At 53.0% G+C, this 14856-nt stretch carries 15 protein-coding genes; 6 read left to right on the top strand and 9 right to left on the bottom strand.

What is annotated here, in order from left to right; genetic code table 11:
• The first annotated feature begins 184 nt into the window (after nt 1–184).
• From JI741_RS22875 to JI741_RS22865, 3 genes are all read left to right on the top strand, one after another.
• Nucleotides 185–784 carry an arginine deiminase-related protein gene (locus JI741_RS22875; protein WP_202013746.1) on the top strand — a complete coding sequence of 200 codons (600 nt, stop codon included), beginning with the start codon at nt 185–187 and terminating at the stop codon, nt 782–784.
• A gap of 79 nt (nt 785–863) precedes the next feature.
• Nucleotides 864–2348: a dihydrolipoyl dehydrogenase family protein gene (locus JI741_RS22870; RefSeq protein WP_202013745.1), complete on the top strand. Its 1485-nt coding sequence runs from the start codon at nt 864–866 to the stop codon at nt 2346–2348.
• A gap of 114 nt (nt 2349–2462) precedes the next feature.
• Nucleotides 2463–3683, top strand: a complete 1221-nt coding sequence (locus tag JI741_RS22865; protein ID WP_202013744.1) for an acyltransferase family protein — start codon at nt 2463–2465, stop codon at nt 3681–3683.
• Here JI741_RS22865 and hisIE read toward each other — a convergent pair.
• The 8 genes from hisIE to hisG are packed head-to-tail and all read right to left on the bottom strand — an operon-like array spanning nt 3640 to nt 10753.
• A complete protein-coding gene (hisIE, locus tag JI741_RS22860; RefSeq protein WP_202013743.1) occupies nt 3640–4239 on the bottom strand; it encodes a bifunctional phosphoribosyl-AMP cyclohydrolase/phosphoribosyl-ATP diphosphatase HisIE in 600 nt (199 codons plus the stop codon). The genes JI741_RS22865 and hisIE overlap by 44 nt on opposite strands.
• 32 nt (nt 4240–4271) lie before the next feature.
• Nucleotides 4272–5027 carry an imidazole glycerol phosphate synthase subunit HisF gene (hisF, locus tag JI741_RS22855; RefSeq protein WP_202013742.1) on the bottom strand — a complete coding sequence of 252 codons (756 nt, stop codon included), beginning with the start codon at nt 5025–5027 and terminating at the stop codon, nt 4272–4274.
• Between the two features lie 7 nt (nt 5028–5034).
• Nucleotides 5035–5748: a 1-(5-phosphoribosyl)-5-[(5-phosphoribosylamino)methylideneamino]imidazole-4-carboxamide isomerase gene (gene hisA, locus JI741_RS22850; protein WP_202013741.1), complete on the bottom strand. Its 714-nt coding sequence runs from the start codon at nt 5746–5748 to the stop codon at nt 5035–5037.
• A gap of 9 nt (nt 5749–5757) precedes the next feature.
• Nucleotides 5758–6342, bottom strand: a complete 585-nt coding sequence (gene hisH / locus JI741_RS22845) for an imidazole glycerol phosphate synthase subunit HisH (RefSeq protein ID WP_202013740.1) — start codon at nt 6340–6342, stop codon at nt 5758–5760.
• Nucleotides 6343–6354: 12 nt separating this feature from the next.
• Nucleotides 6355–7470: a bifunctional histidinol-phosphatase/imidazoleglycerol-phosphate dehydratase HisB gene (hisB, locus tag JI741_RS22840; RefSeq protein ID WP_202013739.1), complete on the bottom strand. Its 1116-nt coding sequence runs from the start codon at nt 7468–7470 to the stop codon at nt 6355–6357.
• 9 nt (nt 7471–7479) lie between these two features.
• Entirely contained in the window at nt 7480–8535 is a 1056-nt protein-coding gene (gene hisC, locus JI741_RS22835; RefSeq protein WP_202013738.1) for a histidinol-phosphate transaminase, read from the bottom strand.
• A 20-nt stretch (nt 8536–8555) separates the two neighbouring features.
• Nucleotides 8556–9839: a histidinol dehydrogenase gene (hisD, locus tag JI741_RS22830; RefSeq protein WP_202013737.1), complete on the bottom strand. Its 1284-nt coding sequence runs from the start codon at nt 9837–9839 to the stop codon at nt 8556–8558.
• Between the two features lie 50 nt (nt 9840–9889).
• Nucleotides 9890–10753 (bottom strand): ATP phosphoribosyltransferase, encoded by an 864-nt coding sequence (gene hisG, locus JI741_RS22825; RefSeq protein WP_202013736.1) that lies wholly within the window; start codon nt 10751–10753, stop codon nt 9890–9892.
• A gap of 417 nt (nt 10754–11170) precedes the next feature.
• Here hisG and JI741_RS22820 point away from each other — a divergent pair, with 417 nt between their 5' ends.
• Both JI741_RS22820 and JI741_RS22815 read left to right on the top strand, forming a co-directional pair.
• Complete coding sequence (locus tag JI741_RS22820; protein WP_202013735.1) at nt 11171–12184, top strand: tetratricopeptide repeat protein; 1014 nt, start codon at nt 11171–11173, stop codon at nt 12182–12184.
• A gap of 83 nt (nt 12185–12267) precedes the next feature.
• The gene (locus JI741_RS22815) at nt 12268–12891 is read left to right on the top strand and encodes an NUDIX hydrolase (RefSeq protein ID WP_202013734.1); all 624 of its coding nucleotides are present in this window, start codon (nt 12268–12270) and stop codon (nt 12889–12891) included.
• Nucleotides 12892–12936: 45 nt separating this feature from the next.
• On the opposite strand, the gene JI741_RS22810 is transcribed toward JI741_RS22815, so the two are convergent.
• The gene (locus JI741_RS22810; protein ID WP_202013733.1) at nt 12937–13497 is read right to left on the bottom strand and encodes a ferritin; all 561 of its coding nucleotides are present in this window, start codon (nt 13495–13497) and stop codon (nt 12937–12939) included.
• A 338-nt stretch (nt 13498–13835) separates the two neighbouring features.
• Between JI741_RS22810 and JI741_RS22805 the strand changes: the two genes are divergently transcribed.
• Complete coding sequence (locus JI741_RS22805) at nt 13836–14855, top strand: hypothetical protein (protein ID WP_202013732.1); 1020 nt, start codon at nt 13836–13838, stop codon at nt 14853–14855.
• Nucleotide 14856 lies beyond the last annotated feature (1 nt).

Genomic DNA, 14856 nt, shown 5'->3' with positions numbered 1-14856 from the left:
AATATCCCTGTCATCAGTGATAGACCGCATCACTGATCAACTGATCGCTGCCGATGTTCCGGTGTGTGTATACAATTATGTGACACAATTATCGGACGGGCTACAGTGTGCGCCAACACCGTTGGCTTTTCATGCCGGGGGAAAGCTTGTGGTGCATAAACCAATAGATGCTCCGGGCCAGGCGATGATAAATTATCTGACAAAAACGTTCAGGATTGCCGACGTGATTCAACTCGGGGAAACACCCGGGCGCAACACCGGAAACCTTGCCGCGGTTTTTGACGACGGCAGCAAACGAATGTATGCATGCCGCGAAGGCGAAGGCGTTGCCCCGGAGGTGCAGGCTTGGGCTGAGGCGGTAGGCTACCAACCCGTGCCGCTCGCGGTTACCGAAGAAGACGGACGTGCTTCGACCGACATGGCGTCGGTGTTGTTCCTGGGCACGGGCTTCGCGCTAGTGTGTCTGGATGCGCTTCGGTCGGAGCAAGATCAGGATACGTTGCTGGACGATCTTGTGGCGGCCAACCGGAAAGTGATCGCCATCAGCTATGCACAACGAAAGCGATTCATCACCGGCATCATGGAGGTGGCCACGCACTATGGCGAACCCGTGGTGGTGCTCTCCGAAACATTCCACAACAGCCTGCTGCCCGGCCAGGCCGACGCACTGAGCAGCTTTGCCACACTGCTGCCCGTGTCGTGGGATGAGGCTGGACCGTGGGGTGCCGGAATATCGCCTGCGGCTTTCTTCACCGCCGTTTCGCTGGAGAAAATTGTCTCCTAAAAGGGACGCAACGGTCTCTGTCTCCTTTTCAACTTGCGATTTTATTGTACATTGTACGGGAATACTTTGGTCTTCGGTTATGGAGAAATTTGATCTGGTGGTAATCGGGGCGGGCCCTTCCGGCTATGCCGCGGCTATGCGCGCACTCGACTTCAAAAAGAAAACATTGCTCATTGAGAAAAACAAGGTCGGCGGTGCCGGCGTCACCAACGGTGCGCTGTCGTCGAAGACCTGGTGGGAGCTGTCGCGCGAAACTGCGTCGTTCCGCAAAAACCTGAAACGGTTCAATCTCAAAGTGCCCAGCATCAACTACACGGAAATCCAGGAGGAAGTGGCCCGCGCCATCGAAGAGCGCAAGGGCATGCTGGAGGAACACATCCACATGATGAAAGACTCTCATTACAGCAGCCTGCTGAGCTTCAAAAAAGGCAGCGCGCGACTGGTGAGCGAACACGAAATAGAGATCGACGCCGGGGCCTACGAGAAGGAAGTGGTTTGGGCTGAACACATCGTGCTGGCCACGGGCAGCCGGCCCCGCTACCTGCCCGAGTTGCCCATCGACGAAAAGATCGTGATGACCAGCGATGGCATCGAGAGCATGGAAGACTTTCCGGAGAGCATGGTCATTGTCGGTGCTGGGGTGATTGGTTGCGAGTATGCCACCATCTTCTCGGGCTTTGGCAAAACCAAAGTGCACCTCATCGACAAAGGCGCCCGCATTCTGCCCTTCGAAGACGAAGACATTGTGCGCGTGATTGAACGCAACATGGAAAACAACGGTGTGCTCATTCACCGGAACTCGCGCCTCATCCGCATGGAGATCAAACACGGCCGAGTGGAATACGAACTCGAATACGACGATACCACCAAAGGCATCTTCAACGTGGCCAAGGCCCTGGTGGCCGTAGGCCGCACACCCAACTACGAAGAACTGTGGGACGACTCCGTGAACATCAGCATCTCCAAGCGCGGCATCGAAGACAACGACACCCAAACCAACATCCCCAACATCTACGCCGTGGGCGACATCACCGCCGACATCTCGCTGGTGAACGTGGGCGAACTGGAAGGTCGTTATGCCGTTGAAAAAATATTCGGCAATCCCCGACATAAACTGATGTATGAAAACATCAGCACCATCATGTTCCTCAACCCCGAAGTGGCCAGTGTGGGCGTGAACGAAACACAGGCCCGCGAAAAAGGTGTGGACTATAAGGTGGTGACGCTCGACTACAGCTGCATCCCCCGCGCCATTGCCAAACGCAACACACAAGGCTTCATCAAAATGCTGGTGACCAACGACGACCAGATGAAAATTCTCGGACTCAAGATCATTGGCAACCACGCGTCAAGCGCCATTCAGGCCGTGGCCGTGCTCATCAGCATGGACAAGGGCATTGAAGAACTGGCAGAGTGCGTGCATCCCCATCCCTCCATCACCGAAGGCATACAGGAATGTGTGCGCATGCTGTTGGGGAAATCATTGTTCAAGCCCGCAGCCCTGAAAGGAAAAATTTCGTGCCGCACCAGCACTGGAGGGGTTTATCAGGATATTCATTTTTAAGATGTAGTTTCTTAAAATAGACGGTTGAACATCTATGTGAACGAATACCCATATCATGGTATGGATTGGCACATGGATTCGACAGAAATTGTGTTGCATAAAAACCTCTCTTTTATGCAACCGTCTCAAAAACCGTATCTCACAACGTTGACACCCCTGCGCGGCATCGCGGCGCTGCTGGTGGTTGTCTTTCATTCCAATCTCATGGTGATGGGCTTTGTGCCCCCGGGCTACACGAAGCTGCTTGACTTTGGCTGGCTTTGGGTGGACTTCTTTTTTATCCTCAGCGGATTCATTATGTGCTATGTTTATGGAAGAGATTTCGAACACGTGGTGACGCGTGGAAACTACTGGAAATTTATCGGGGCCCGCTTCGCGAGAATATATCCCATTCATTTGTTCACCCTCGTCTGGGCTTCGATCATGACGGCCATCGTGCTTTCGTATGCGCGTGGACTTGATCCGTTTTTTCAGGAGATGTTTAATCTCGGGGCCATACCATCGTCGCTCGTGTTGTTACAAGGCATGCATTTGTATACGTCAGCACCCTTGAACACACCGTCGTGGTCGCTGAGCACGGAGTGGTGGATGTATATGATTTTTCCGTTTCTAGTTCCCTATTTCACGAATGTGCGCAGCGTGTGGAAGATTGTTACGGTGATCTTGATTGTGGCGGGCTACGTTGGATTGAAGTATGGGCTTGGCGATGGCAAAGGCCCCTTTGGCTATTCGATCAACTTTGTTGCCGACTGGGGATTTATCCGTTGCTTCCTGGGGTTTGCCATTGGCATGCTGGTCTACGATCTGTACAAAGCCGGAACAGGCTATACACTTTTCAAGTCGAGCATCAGTTTTGCTATTTCGTTTCTTGGTGCTCTGGTAGCGATGCACCTTGGAATAGACGACATGCTGACGCTGGCTTTCTTTCCGTTCATCATTCTCTGCGCGGCCTACAACGGCACACAGGTGAAACGCATGTTGGATTGGAAACCGCTGCAACGGTTGGGCGACTGGTCGTTTTCGATTTACATGGTGCACATTCCCATCGCCTACTTTTTTACAATCTGGTCTGTTCGCCAGAATCCGACGCTGTTTGCCGACTTCATGAAGCTGGTAACCACACCACCCGATCTGGCGCTGGGGTGGAAGCTGTGCATTGGGTTGGTCGCCCTTACCTTGATTGTGGCTTCGCTAACCTATCGCTACGTCGAGATACCGGCGCGCAACTATCTGAACAAACGTTTTCAAACCCGTCGCACACCGCTTGTTGTGGAGGAGGCAAAGGCCCAGCTTATTTTCCATGACGCTTCTTCAGCACGTCAAGCACATCGTTGAGTGAATGCCCTTTTGCCGTGAGCAGCACGAGGTAGTGAAACATGAGGTCGGAGGCCTCGCCGAGGAAGAGTTCGGTGTTGTTGTCTTTTGCTTCGATGACGAGCTCCACCGCTTCTTCTCCAACTTTTTGTGCCACTTTGTTGATGCCTTTGTCGAAGAGCGACGCGGTGTATGATCCGGCGGTGGGGTTTGCCTTTCGATCCTGAATCACCGCTTCGAGTGTGGCAAGGTCCCAGCGTTCGTTGGTTTCGTTGAAGCAGGTGTCGGCGCCCGTGTGGCAAACCGGCCCTTGTGGATTGGCCTTGATCAGCAACGTGTCGCCGTCGCAGTCTATGGCGATTTCGACCAGGTGCAGGAAGTTGCCCGAGGTTTCGCCCTTGGTCCACAGACGTTGTTTGCTGCGGCTGAAGAATGTCACCTTCTTTTCGGCCAGTGTTTTTGTATAGGCTTCTTCGTTCATATAGCCCAGCATCAGCACGCGCAGGGTTTTGGCATCTTGGATCACACAGGGCACGAGGCCGTCGGTTTTGCTGAAGTGTATGGTTCGTTCGTTCATGGCATTCGGTTGAAATAGGGTGTAGAGAAAAATCAGGCGCGCATCGCGATGTTCCGTTCTTTCAGATAGGTCTTCAGTTCCGGAATTTTCACCTGGCCGAAGTGAAAGATGCTGGCGGCCAGTGCAGCGTCGGCCTTGCCCAACACAAAGGCGTCGATGAAATGTTCTTTCAAGCCCGCGCCGCCGGAAGCGATCACCGGAATGTCGAGCATGGCGTTGAGCTTGCTCAGCGGGTCGATGGCAAAACCTTCTTTGGTGCCATCGTGATCCATTGACGTGAACAGAATTTCGCCGGCGCCACGTTCCTGTCCTTCCTTGGCCCACGACAAAAGTTTTTTGTCGGTTGCTATTTTTCCTCCATGCGTGTGCACCGTCCATTGGTTGTCGATCTTGCGGGCGTCGATGGCGAGCACGATGCATTGGGCGCCAAAGGCACGCGACAGATCATCGATCAATTGTGGGTTGCGCACGGCGGCAGAGTTGATGCTCACCTTGTCGGCACCGGCCTCCAGCAGCGGCGCCACATCGGCCACAGAGCTGATGCCGCCGCCCACCGTGAAGGGAATGTTGATGTGCCGGGCGATGTCTTTGACCAGCGACGCAAACGTTTTGCGTTCTTCGTTGGTGGCCGAGATGTCGAGGAACACCAGTTCGTCGGCACCTTGTCGTGCATAGAGCGAACCCAGCTCAACCGGATCGCCCGCGTCGCGGATGTTCACGAAGTTCACACCTTTCACGGTGCGGCCGTCTTTGATGTCGAGGCAGGGAATAATTCGTTTGGTCAGCATGACGCGTTTATAAAGTTTTGAGTTCTTCCAGTGTGATGCGGCCTTCATAAATTGCTTTGCCCACAATGGCGCCGTCGGCACCGATGCGTTTCAGCTCGCGCAGGTCTTCGAGGTTGCTCACGCCACCGCTGGCCACGAGGTTCAGTTGTGGGAAGCTCATGAGGATGTTCTTATACAATTCAATGTTGGGTCCCGTCAACATGCCGTCGGTGCTGATGTCGGTGCACGTCACATATTCGATGCCGTTGCGTGTGTAGTCTTTCAGCAGCGAGAAGAGGGTGAGGGGAGAGCTTTCCTGCCAGCCGCTGATGGCGATGAACTCGCCTTTCACATCGGCACTGAGAATGATTTTTGATTTGCCGAATTTTTTCAGCCACGAAATCACTTTCAACGGTTCTTTCACCGCCACGCTTCCCAAGTTCACTTGCTTCACGCCCAGGTTCAGCAGTTTGTCAATTTCTTCTTCGGTCTTGATGCCGCCGCCGAAGTCCACGGCGAGGCCTGTGTTTTTGGCGATGTCTTCCACCACTTTCCAGTTCACCACTTTGCCGGCTTTGGCGCCATCAAGATCCACCACGTGCAAATCGGTGAGGCCTGCTTCTTCAAACGACCGGGCTACCTGCACGGGATCTTCGTGGTATATTTTCTTCTGGGCATAGTCGCCTTGTGTGAGCCTGACGCACTTGCCGTCTATGATGTCGATCGCGGGAATGATTCTCATGTCAATGGGTTATAACGCTAAAAAACTTTTTAAAACCAACTCGCCGGCCTGCGCCGACTTTTCGGGGTGAAACTGCACGGCATAAAAATTATCCTTATGCATGGCCGCGCTAAACGGCTTGATGTATTCGGTGATGGCCGACGTGTGGGGATTCACGGGCACATAATAGCTGTGTACAAAATAAGCATACTGACTTTCAATGGCGTTGTCGAGCCAGCCGTTGCTCAGGGTTAGGTTGTTCCATCCCATGTGGGGAACCTTCATGTCGCCTTGGGGCAGAAAGCGCTTCACCGTTTCCTGGAAGATGCCCAGGCAGTCGGTGCTGTTTTCTTCTGAGAACGTACACATGAGTTGCATGCCCAGGCAGATGCCCAGCACAGGTTGCTTCAGCGACGTGATGACCCGGTCGAGCCCTTTGTTGCGCAGGTAGGCCATGGTGGTGCTGGCTTCGCCCACGCCGGGGAAAATCACCTTGTCGGCTTTTGCAATTTCTTCAGGGCTGTCGGTGATGGCGAAGTCGACGCCCAGTCGTTCGAGGGCGAACGACACAGACTGAATGTTGCCGGCGTTGTATTTTATGATAACGAGTTTCATCGTGTTTGTTTTTTAGATAACACCTTTTGTGGTGGGCAGCTGGTTGCCTTCGCGCTTCACGGCCATCTTGATAGCTTTGGCAAAAGCCTTGAAGATCGACTCGATTTTGTGATGCTCGTTGTCGCCTTCCACTTTAATGTTGAGGTTGCTTTTCGAGGTGTCGGAAAACGATTTAAAGAAATGGAAAAACATTTCTGTTGGCATCTCGCCGATCTTTTCGCGCTTAAACTCCGCGCTCCACACCAGCCACGGACGACCACCAAAGTCGATGGCTACTTGTGCGAGACATTCGTCCATGGGGAGCGTGAAGCCATAACGTTCGATGCCGCGCTTGGTGCCAAGGGCCACCACAAACGCTTCGCCGAGTGCGAGGGCCGTGTCTTCAATGGTGTGATGTTCGTCGATGTGAAGGTCGCCTTTCACGGTGATGTCGAGGTCCATGTTGCCGTGGCGCGCCAGTTGGTCGAGCATGTGGTCGAAGAAACCAAGTCCCGTGTGGATGCTTGATTTGCCCTGGCCGTCCAGGTTCAGGGTGATGCGAATGTCGGTTTCTTTGGTGGTGCGAGTCACCGTGGCTTTCCGGTCGGGCAATGTCACGTGTGTGTAGATCTCTTGCCAGCTTGTGGTCACCAGCGAGCAATAGTCGGTGAGTCCTTTCTCAGCCACTTTTTCAGTAAGGCTGCCGTTGTTGATAAGGATGGCTTTTGCGCCGAGGTTCTTTGCCAGTTCCACATCGGTGATGCGGTCGCCGATCACATAGGAATTAGCGAGGTCGTATTGACCGTTGAAGAACTCCGTCAACATGCCGGTGCCGGGTTTGCGTGTGGGCTGGTTGTCGCGCGCAAACGAGCGATCAACAAAGATTTTTGGAAAGCGGATGCCTTCGTTCTCAAACGTCTTCAGCATTTTGTTTTGGGCGGGCCAGAAAGTTTCTTCAGGAAAGCTTGCTGTGCCGAGGCCGTCCTGGTTGGTCACGATCACCAGTTCAAAGTCGGTGTCGCGTGCAATCTTGCCGAGGCCGCTGAACACGCCGGGATAATATTCCAGTTTTTCGAGACTGTCGATTTGCTCGTCGGGTGGTTCGAGAATGAGGGTGCCGTCGCGGTCGATGAATAATACTTTTTTCATGCAGTGGAGTTATAGCGTTTTCAGCGCGTCGATGAGTTGTTTGTTTTCTTGCGGTGTGCCCACGGTGATGCGAAGACAGCCGTCGCACAACGCCACGCGCGAACGGTCGCGCACGATGATGCCTTTGTTCATAAGGTACTTATAGGTGTTGTGCGCATCGCGGACTTTTGCCAACACAAAGTTGGCATCCGAAGGATAGACATGCTCCACCAACGGAAGCTCTAGCAATGCGTTCACCAGCGTGGCGCGATCGCTCACGATGGCGTTTACCCAAGCCTCTTTTTGCGCAACGTTGTCAAGCGCAGTCAACGCCAGCGTCTGGGTTTGGATGTTCACATTGTAGGGGTATTTTATTTTGTTCAGCACGTTGATGATCGCTTCCGACGCGAAGCACATGCCCAAACGAAGACCGGCAAGGCCCCACGCTTTGGAGAAGGTTTGCAACACGATGAGGTTGGGATAGCGCGACAGTTCCAGCGCAAAGCTCTTGCTGTTGGCAAAGTCGATGTAGGCTTCGTCGATCACCACGATGCCGGCAAATTGATTCAACATCGTTTCCACACGCTCGCGGCTCAGGAGATTTCCCGTGGGGTTGTTGGGACTGCACAGGAACATCACTTTGGTGGATGCATCAATCTTGTTGACAACCGCATCCAGGTCGAGGTCGAAGGTTTCGGGTGTGAGCAACACGCGTTGCACGTTCACGGCGTTCACATCGGCACATACGGAATACATGCCGTAGGTTGGTTCTGTGATGAGAATGGAATCCTGGTGCGGTTCGCAGAAGGCCCGGATGATGAGGTCGATGCCTTCGTCGCTGCCGTTGCCGAGAAAGATTTGCTGCGGCATCACGCCTTTGAGCGCCGCCAGCTTCTCTTTCACGTCCCATTGCAGGGGATCGGGATAGCGGTTGAAGGGTGTGGGGTATGGATTTTCGTTGGCGTCGAGCGAAACTTCTGCTTCGCCTTTAAACTCATCGCGCGCAGAAGCATACGGCTTCATGTTCAGAATGTTTTTGCGCACAAGCGACTGAATATCGAGGACTGTATTTTTTGGTGATGACATGGTGGCGTTTGTTTGATGGGTTACTGAAGAGCGTCGAGGCGAACACGAATGGCCATGCTATGGCCCATGAGTTGCTCGGCTTCCGCCATTTTTTCTACCACCGGGCCAAGCTTGCGCAGACCGTCTTTGGTGAGTTGTTGATAGGTGATGTATTTCATAAAACTTTCCAGCGCCACACCGGCAAAAGCCTTTGCGTGGCCGTTGGTGGGCAGCGTGTGGTTGGTGCCCGAAGCATAGTCGCCGATGGCTTCGGGCGAGTAGTTGCCGAGGAACACGGAACCTGCGTTCACAATCTTGCCGGCGATGTCTTCGGGATTGTTCATGTTGATGATGAGGTGTTCGGGAGCGTAGGCGTTCACAAAATCCAGCGCATCTTGTTCGTTGGGCAAAATCACCACGCGGCTGTGGAGCAACGCCTTTTCGGCGATGGCTTTGCGCGGAAGGGCGTTCAGTTGTTTTTGAATTTCCTGCTGGATGGCTTCGAGGTGCGTTGTGTTGTTGAGCACCAGGATCACCTGGCTGTCTTCGCCGTGTTCGGCCTGCGACAAAAGATCGGCGGCAATAAACGTAGGGTTTGCCGATTCGTCGGCCATTACCAGTACTTCCGAAGGACCCGCCGGCATGTCGATGGCCACACCTTCTTCCACCGCCAGCTGTTTGGCTTTGGTGACGTATTGATTGCCGGGTCCGAAGATTTTATAAACGTTGGGAATGGTTTCGGTTCCATAGGCCATGGCCGCAATGGCCTGCGCACCGCCAACTTTGAAAACTTTCTTCACGCCCACCAGCTGCGCGGCAAACAAAATGGCCGGGTTGATCTGACCGCTTTTGTCGGGCGGAGAACACAACACCACTTCGCGACATCCGGCGAGCTTTGCGGGAAGACCCAGCATGAGCACGGTCGAAAAGAGTGGGGCGGAGCCACCGGGAATATAGATGCCCACCTTGTCGATGGCCACGGCCTTGCGCCAGCAAATCACACCGGGTGTGGTTTCCACCATCACCGGCTCGCGGCGTTGGGCCGCGTGAAATTTTTCGATGTTGGCGGCGGCGGTGCGGATGGCAGTCTTCAGCGATTCGTCCAGGCTATCCGTTGCGCGTTGAATTTCCGCTTCCGTCACCTGAAGATTTTCTACGGTCACTTTATCGAATTGAAGGGTGAGTTCGCGAAGGGCGCTGTCGCCCGACTTCTTCACGCGGTTCAATACGTTGCGCACGGCGCCATCCAAAAATTCCAGCGCAAGCTGGGGTCTTTCCAAAAGTTCGCCCCAGCCGTCGCGGCCCGGATTGTCAAATATTTTCATGGGTGATATCAGTTATGTCAAAAGTCTGTCTACAACCAGTGTGTTGTTTCTTATACAATCATCTTCTCAATGGGGATCACCAGGATGCCCTCGGCGCCAAACGAACGCAGCAGGTCGATCTTCTCCCAGAAATCATTTTCGTCCACCACCGAATGGAGCGAGCTCCACCCTTGCCGTTGCAACGGGATGATGGTGGGACTTTTCATGCCGGGAATGACGGTGGTGATTTTTTCGATCGCGTCGTTCGGGCAGTTCATGAGAATGTACTTGTTGTTCTTGGCTTTCTTCACCGCTTCAATGCGGAACAACAGTTTGTCGAGTATGGCTTGTTTCTCTGGTTCCAGGTCGGGGTTGGCAATGATCACCGCTTCCGATTGCATCACCACTTCCACTTCTTTCAACCCGTTGCTCAGCAAGGTGCTGCCGGTGCTCACAATATCGCAGATGGCGTCGGCCAATCCTATGCCGGGGGCAATTTCTACAGAGCCGCTGATCTCGTGGATGCCCGCAGGAACCACGTTGTGCTTCTTTAGAAAATCTTTGACGATGTTGGGGTAGGAGGTGGCGATGTTTTTGCCGTTGAGCGAAGGAATGCCCCCATAGGTTTCGGCGCGGGGAATGGCGATGGAGAGGCGACACTTCGCGAAGTCAAGGCGCTTCACAATCTGGTTTTTCTTTTGTTTTTCGGCGAAAACATTTTCACCCACGAGACCCACATCGGCTACTTTGTCTTCAACATATTGTGGGATGTCGTCGTCGCGGAGAAACAATACTTCGACGGGGAAGTTACGGGCCTGGGTTTTGAGCTGGTCTTTGCCATTGCTGAACTTGAGGCCGCTTTCTTTAAGAAGGTCGAGTGAGCCTTCCTGCAGGCGTCCGGATTTTTGAATGGCGATGCGCAATAATGTGTTCATTTCTTCAATAGTGGTTTAAAAACAAAAAAGGCTTGTCACACCGTGACAAGCCTTTTGAAAATCTTTTATGATCGATCAAGATACAGCATTGCCACGCACGATGTGCTTCACATGGTGATGGTGGTGGATGCCGATGTTGATAGTGTTTCTCATTTGCGGGTGCTAAGAAATCAAATAGTTTACTTATCTCAAAATTTGAACCGCGGAAAAAATAAAATAAAGCAATTCCACTCTTCTTCTTTAGCTTTCGGACCCATACGGTAGTTAGGAAAAAGGCCGTCTCCACCAGCGAGAGACCTGAAGGACCGCCGGTCCTGGTCGGGTTAACGTTCGTTCGCAGGGTTGGGTTGAGATTGCTTTTAAAATGGTTAACTACCCTGTGCACATTACGTAGAGACTTTAAACTTTCAAAAGACGATGAAACGAATGATGGGTGTGCTGTTGCTCTTGCTGGCGGCCTGTGGTGAAAGCAAGGAAACACGGTTGCAACGCTTTTTGCTGCAAAGCAACGACATGATCACCAACCGGAAGGAAGACGAGGCCGAACACTTTCTGCAGGAAGCCCTGAAGCTCGACTCCTGTTTTGCCGACGCCTGGAACAACCTGGGCACACTGCACTTCAACAAACTTAAATTCCGCGAGGCGCTGAACGACTACGACCACGCCATTGGCTGCCGTCCCGACTATCTGGATGCTTATCTCAATCGCGCCAACACTGCCTATGAGTTGAAGGAATACTATAGCGCCCTGAAAGACATCGACAAGGTGATTCAACACAAACCCGACACGGCCGTGGCCTACTTTTCGAAAGGCCTGATCCACACACGCCTTCGCGAATTCGACAAGGCCATGAATGCCTTTAAGCGCGCGCAAACCCTTGATCCGAAAAATGCCGAAGTGCTGGTGAACCTGGGCACAGTGCACTATTATAAAAAACAGTTCGACAGCGCGCGCCTGAATTTTGAACAAGCCTTGCGCCTCAATGCCAAAGAAGGCAATGCCTACAACGCCCTGGCGCTGGTGGACCTGGAGTTGCAGCACTATGACCAGGCCAAACTAAACCTGGCGAAGGCCCTGGCGCTCCATCCCGACGATCCTTATTTCCTGAACAACCGCGGCTACGTTTCCCTGCTCACCAACGACATCGAAAAAGGCAAGACCGACATCGACGCCAGCATCGGCATCGATCCCTACAACGGCTGGGCCTATCGGAACAAGGGCATTTATTATTTACAGACCAGGCAGTATGCCGACGCGCTTCGCCTGTTGAAGCAGGCCGAGGGAATAGATCCGTTTATCGAACATTTGTATTATTACTTAGGAGAAGCCCATCGCCTGGCCGGCGACAACAGCGCGGCGTGTGCCAGCTATGCAAAGGCCATCGAACGCAACGAGGTGCCAAAAGATGCACACCTGCCGAAGTGTAATTGACGGCCAGACAAAATCAGCATTTACCTTTCTGCAAATCCTCATTTTCTGTGGAGGAATGTTTCCTTTTTTGCAACTTGGCCCGCATGGACTGGTATGCGAGACTACAGGAGAGATTGACACAACCCTTGCCGGGGCCAACCGCCCACGAGCCGCTGCGGGCAGCACCCATTGGCCAACCTATGCCGGACTTTGGCCACCGGTTGCCGCCTCGTCCCGGAGGCGTGCTGATTTTACTTTATGAAGAAGATGGCGTAGTGAAATTTCCGCTCACCAAGCGACAGGAATATCCCGGTGCACACAGCGGTCAGATCAGCTTGCCCGGAGGAAAAGCCGAGCCCGGTGAGTCGGCAGTTCAAACGGCGTTGCGCGAGGCCGAAGAAGAAATCGGAACCGTGGCCAACACGCTGAAAGTACTGGGAACCCTTTCGCCATTCTTTGTGATCCCCAGCAATTTTATGGTTACCCCGGTGGTTGCGCTTAGCCCGGCCGTGCCGGTGTTTGTGCGCAATGAATATGAAGTGGCCAGGATCTTGTCGTGCACCGTCGATGCATTGGTGCGCGAGGATGCTGTGCGTGAAAAAGAAATTCTGGTGGCGGGAAGGGTGCGGATGATGGCCCCGCATTTTGAGATTGAAGGCGAAGTGGTGTGGGGTGCCACGGCCATGATGCTGAATGAATTTCGCCTGGTGTTGCGCGAGGTTTTATAAAAGCAAAGGCGCAATGGGCGGTTGCGCCTTTGCTTTGCGTGAACACTATCGTTCTGACGATATCTTTCCGGAAACGCGCGCGGCATAGGCTTCGAGCTTGCCCACTTCCTGGTCGATCATCCAGAGGCCAACACCTTCTTCGCCGATGATGTCGAAGATTTCTACGGCGCGGCGGGCCAGCGTTTCTTCTTCGCGCTGTTCGTTCACATACCATTGCAGGAAGTTGAATGTGGCGAAGTCTTTGATTTGCAGACATTGGTCCACAATGTTGTTGATAGACTTGGTGACTTCAATTTCATGAAACAACACCTGCTCGAAAACTTCGCGCAAGCTTTTGAATTCATGCTTGATGCCCGCCACTTCCGGTTGAAGTGCGTGGCCACCAGCGGCGTTCACATAGCGAAACAGTTTGAGCATGTGATGGCGCTCTTCTTCAGAATGTTTGTAGAGGAATTCGGCCGATATTTCAAATCCCTGGGTGTCGCACCAGGAGGCCATAGACAGGTAGGCCGCGGAAGATTTTCCTTCCATCACAATCTGCTTATTTAACAAGGCTTCAATCTCCGGAGTGATCGAGCGCGCGGGGGTATAGGTCTGCTTTTTCATAGGGTCTTTCGTGTGTTTAAATCTTTAATCAAGTTATGCAAAACACGTTTTTGGGCTCATAAATTCAACTCTTTCTATTTGGATTAAATCTAAATAAGAAATAGTATTGCACTCTATTTTGAGAAGAAATGCTACCGTCCAGGAAACACCTACTGACTATCGTCCTCTTTATCAGTTGCTTAAACGGGGCTTTCGCCCAGGTTCTTACCCGGGAAGACTCCCTTTCGGCAGGGCTGATAAGGTCAAATAACACTACCGTCCTTTCCGGCTACGGTCAGCTGAAGGTTGAATACGATGCGCAGCTGAAAACGGCTACGGCGAACCTCACACGCAACGTCTTGTTCATCGGTCACCGGTTCAGCAACCGGATCTACTTTTTTTCGGAGCTGGAACTTGAGAATGCCAAAGTGGTTGGCGGCCAGCCCAGCGGTGAGATTTCGATGGAGCAGTTGTTTCTGAAATTTTCATTGAATCGTGACATGTATTTGCAGGCGGGCCTCTTCATTCCCCGCATCGGCATCACCAACGAAAACCATTTGCCCACCACCTTCAACGGAAACGACAGACCCTATGTGGAGACGTTTCTGATTCCCGCCACATGGCGTGAGATTGGCGTGGGACTCTACGGAACGGTGCGTTCCATTCCCGGCTTCAACTATTCGTTTGCCATCATGAACGGCCTGAACTCGCGCAACTTTGTGAACGGCTCGGGCATAAAAGAAGGCCGGCAGGAGGGAAGCAACGCCACCGCCGCCAACCTGGCTGTGACGGGCGCCGTGTTGTATTACGTCAAAAGCTGGCGTTTGCAAATGTCCGGCTACTACGGTGGCAGTGCGGGAGTGACCAAACGCGTGGCCGACAGTCTTCAGCTTCAATCGGGCGTCTTTGGCACACCGGTGTCGATGGGCGAGATCAATGCCCAGTATCATCAAAACGGTTTGTCGTTCAAGGCACTGGCCGCGGTGTCGGGCATTCGCGATGCGTTCGCGATCAACCGCGCCTATGCCAACAACACACCCAGCATGATGGTGGGCTATTATGCCGAAGTGGCCTATAACTTCTATCGCATCATCAATCCCGATGTCAATAAGAACCTGTCGCTGTTTGTTCGCCAGGAATTTATGGATATCAACTATCGCGTGCCCTCCAACGGCATAAAGAACGGCGTGAATCATAAGACTTTTACCGTGGTGGGGCTTACCTATCAGCCGGTGAACGGCGTGATCATCAAGATGGACTATGCCCTGCGCAAAACACAACCGCGCAACGAAGACCTGATTGTGACTCCCTTTCCACAGCAGTTGCCTTACTACACATCGAACGGATTTTTCAACATCGGCCTGGGCTATAGTTTTTAAC

The organism is Chryseolinea lacunae, assembly GCF_016735595.1.
In the GTDB taxonomy this organism is placed as follows: domain Bacteria; phylum Bacteroidota; class Bacteroidia; order Cytophagales; family Cyclobacteriaceae; genus Chryseolinea; species Chryseolinea lacunae.
The sequence above is the reverse complement of the archived record's forward strand: the minus strand, read 5'-3'. Positions and strand labels throughout refer to the sequence as shown.

Bases quoted from the DNA above. Each gene is read 5' to 3' on its own strand.
- JI741_RS22875 (WP_202013746.1), top strand. From the start codon at position 185: ATGATAAATTATCTGACAAAAACGTTCAGGATTGCCGACGTGATTCAA.
- JI741_RS22870 (WP_202013745.1), top strand. From the start codon at position 864: ATGGAGAAATTTGATCTGGTGGTAATCGGGGCGGGCCCTTCCGGCTAT.
- JI741_RS22865 (WP_202013744.1), top strand. From the start codon at position 2,463: ATGCAACCGTCTCAAAAACCGTATCTCACAACGTTGACACCCCTGCGC.
- hisIE (WP_202013743.1), bottom strand. From the start codon at position 4,239: ATGAACGAACGAACCATACACTTCAGCAAAACCGACGGCCTCGTGCCC.
- hisF (WP_202013742.1), bottom strand. From the start codon at position 5,027: ATGCTGACCAAACGAATTATTCCCTGCCTCGACATCAAAGACGGCCGC.
- hisA (WP_202013741.1), bottom strand. From the start codon at position 5,748: ATGAGAATCATTCCCGCGATCGACATCATAGACGGCAAGTGCGTCAGG.
- hisH (WP_202013740.1), bottom strand. From the start codon at position 6,342: ATGAAACTCGTTATCATAAAATACAACGCCGGCAACATTCAGTCTGTG.
- hisB (WP_202013739.1), bottom strand. From the start codon at position 7,470: ATGAAAAAAGTATTATTCATCGACCGCGACGGCACCCTCATTCTCGAA.
- hisC (WP_202013738.1), bottom strand. From the start codon at position 8,535: ATGTCATCACCAAAAAATACAGTCCTCGATATTCAGTCGCTTGTGCGC.
- hisD (WP_202013737.1), bottom strand. From the start codon at position 9,839: ATGAAAATATTTGACAATCCGGGCCGCGACGGCTGGGGCGAACTTTTG.
- hisG (WP_202013736.1), bottom strand. From the start codon at position 10,753: ATGAACACATTATTGCGCATCGCCATTCAAAAATCCGGACGCCTGCAG.
- JI741_RS22820 (WP_202013735.1), top strand. From the start codon at position 11,171: ATGAAACGAATGATGGGTGTGCTGTTGCTCTTGCTGGCGGCCTGTGGT.
- JI741_RS22815 (WP_202013734.1), top strand. From the start codon at position 12,268: ATGGACTGGTATGCGAGACTACAGGAGAGATTGACACAACCCTTGCCG.
- JI741_RS22810 (WP_202013733.1), bottom strand. From the start codon at position 13,497: ATGAAAAAGCAGACCTATACCCCCGCGCGCTCGATCACTCCGGAGATT.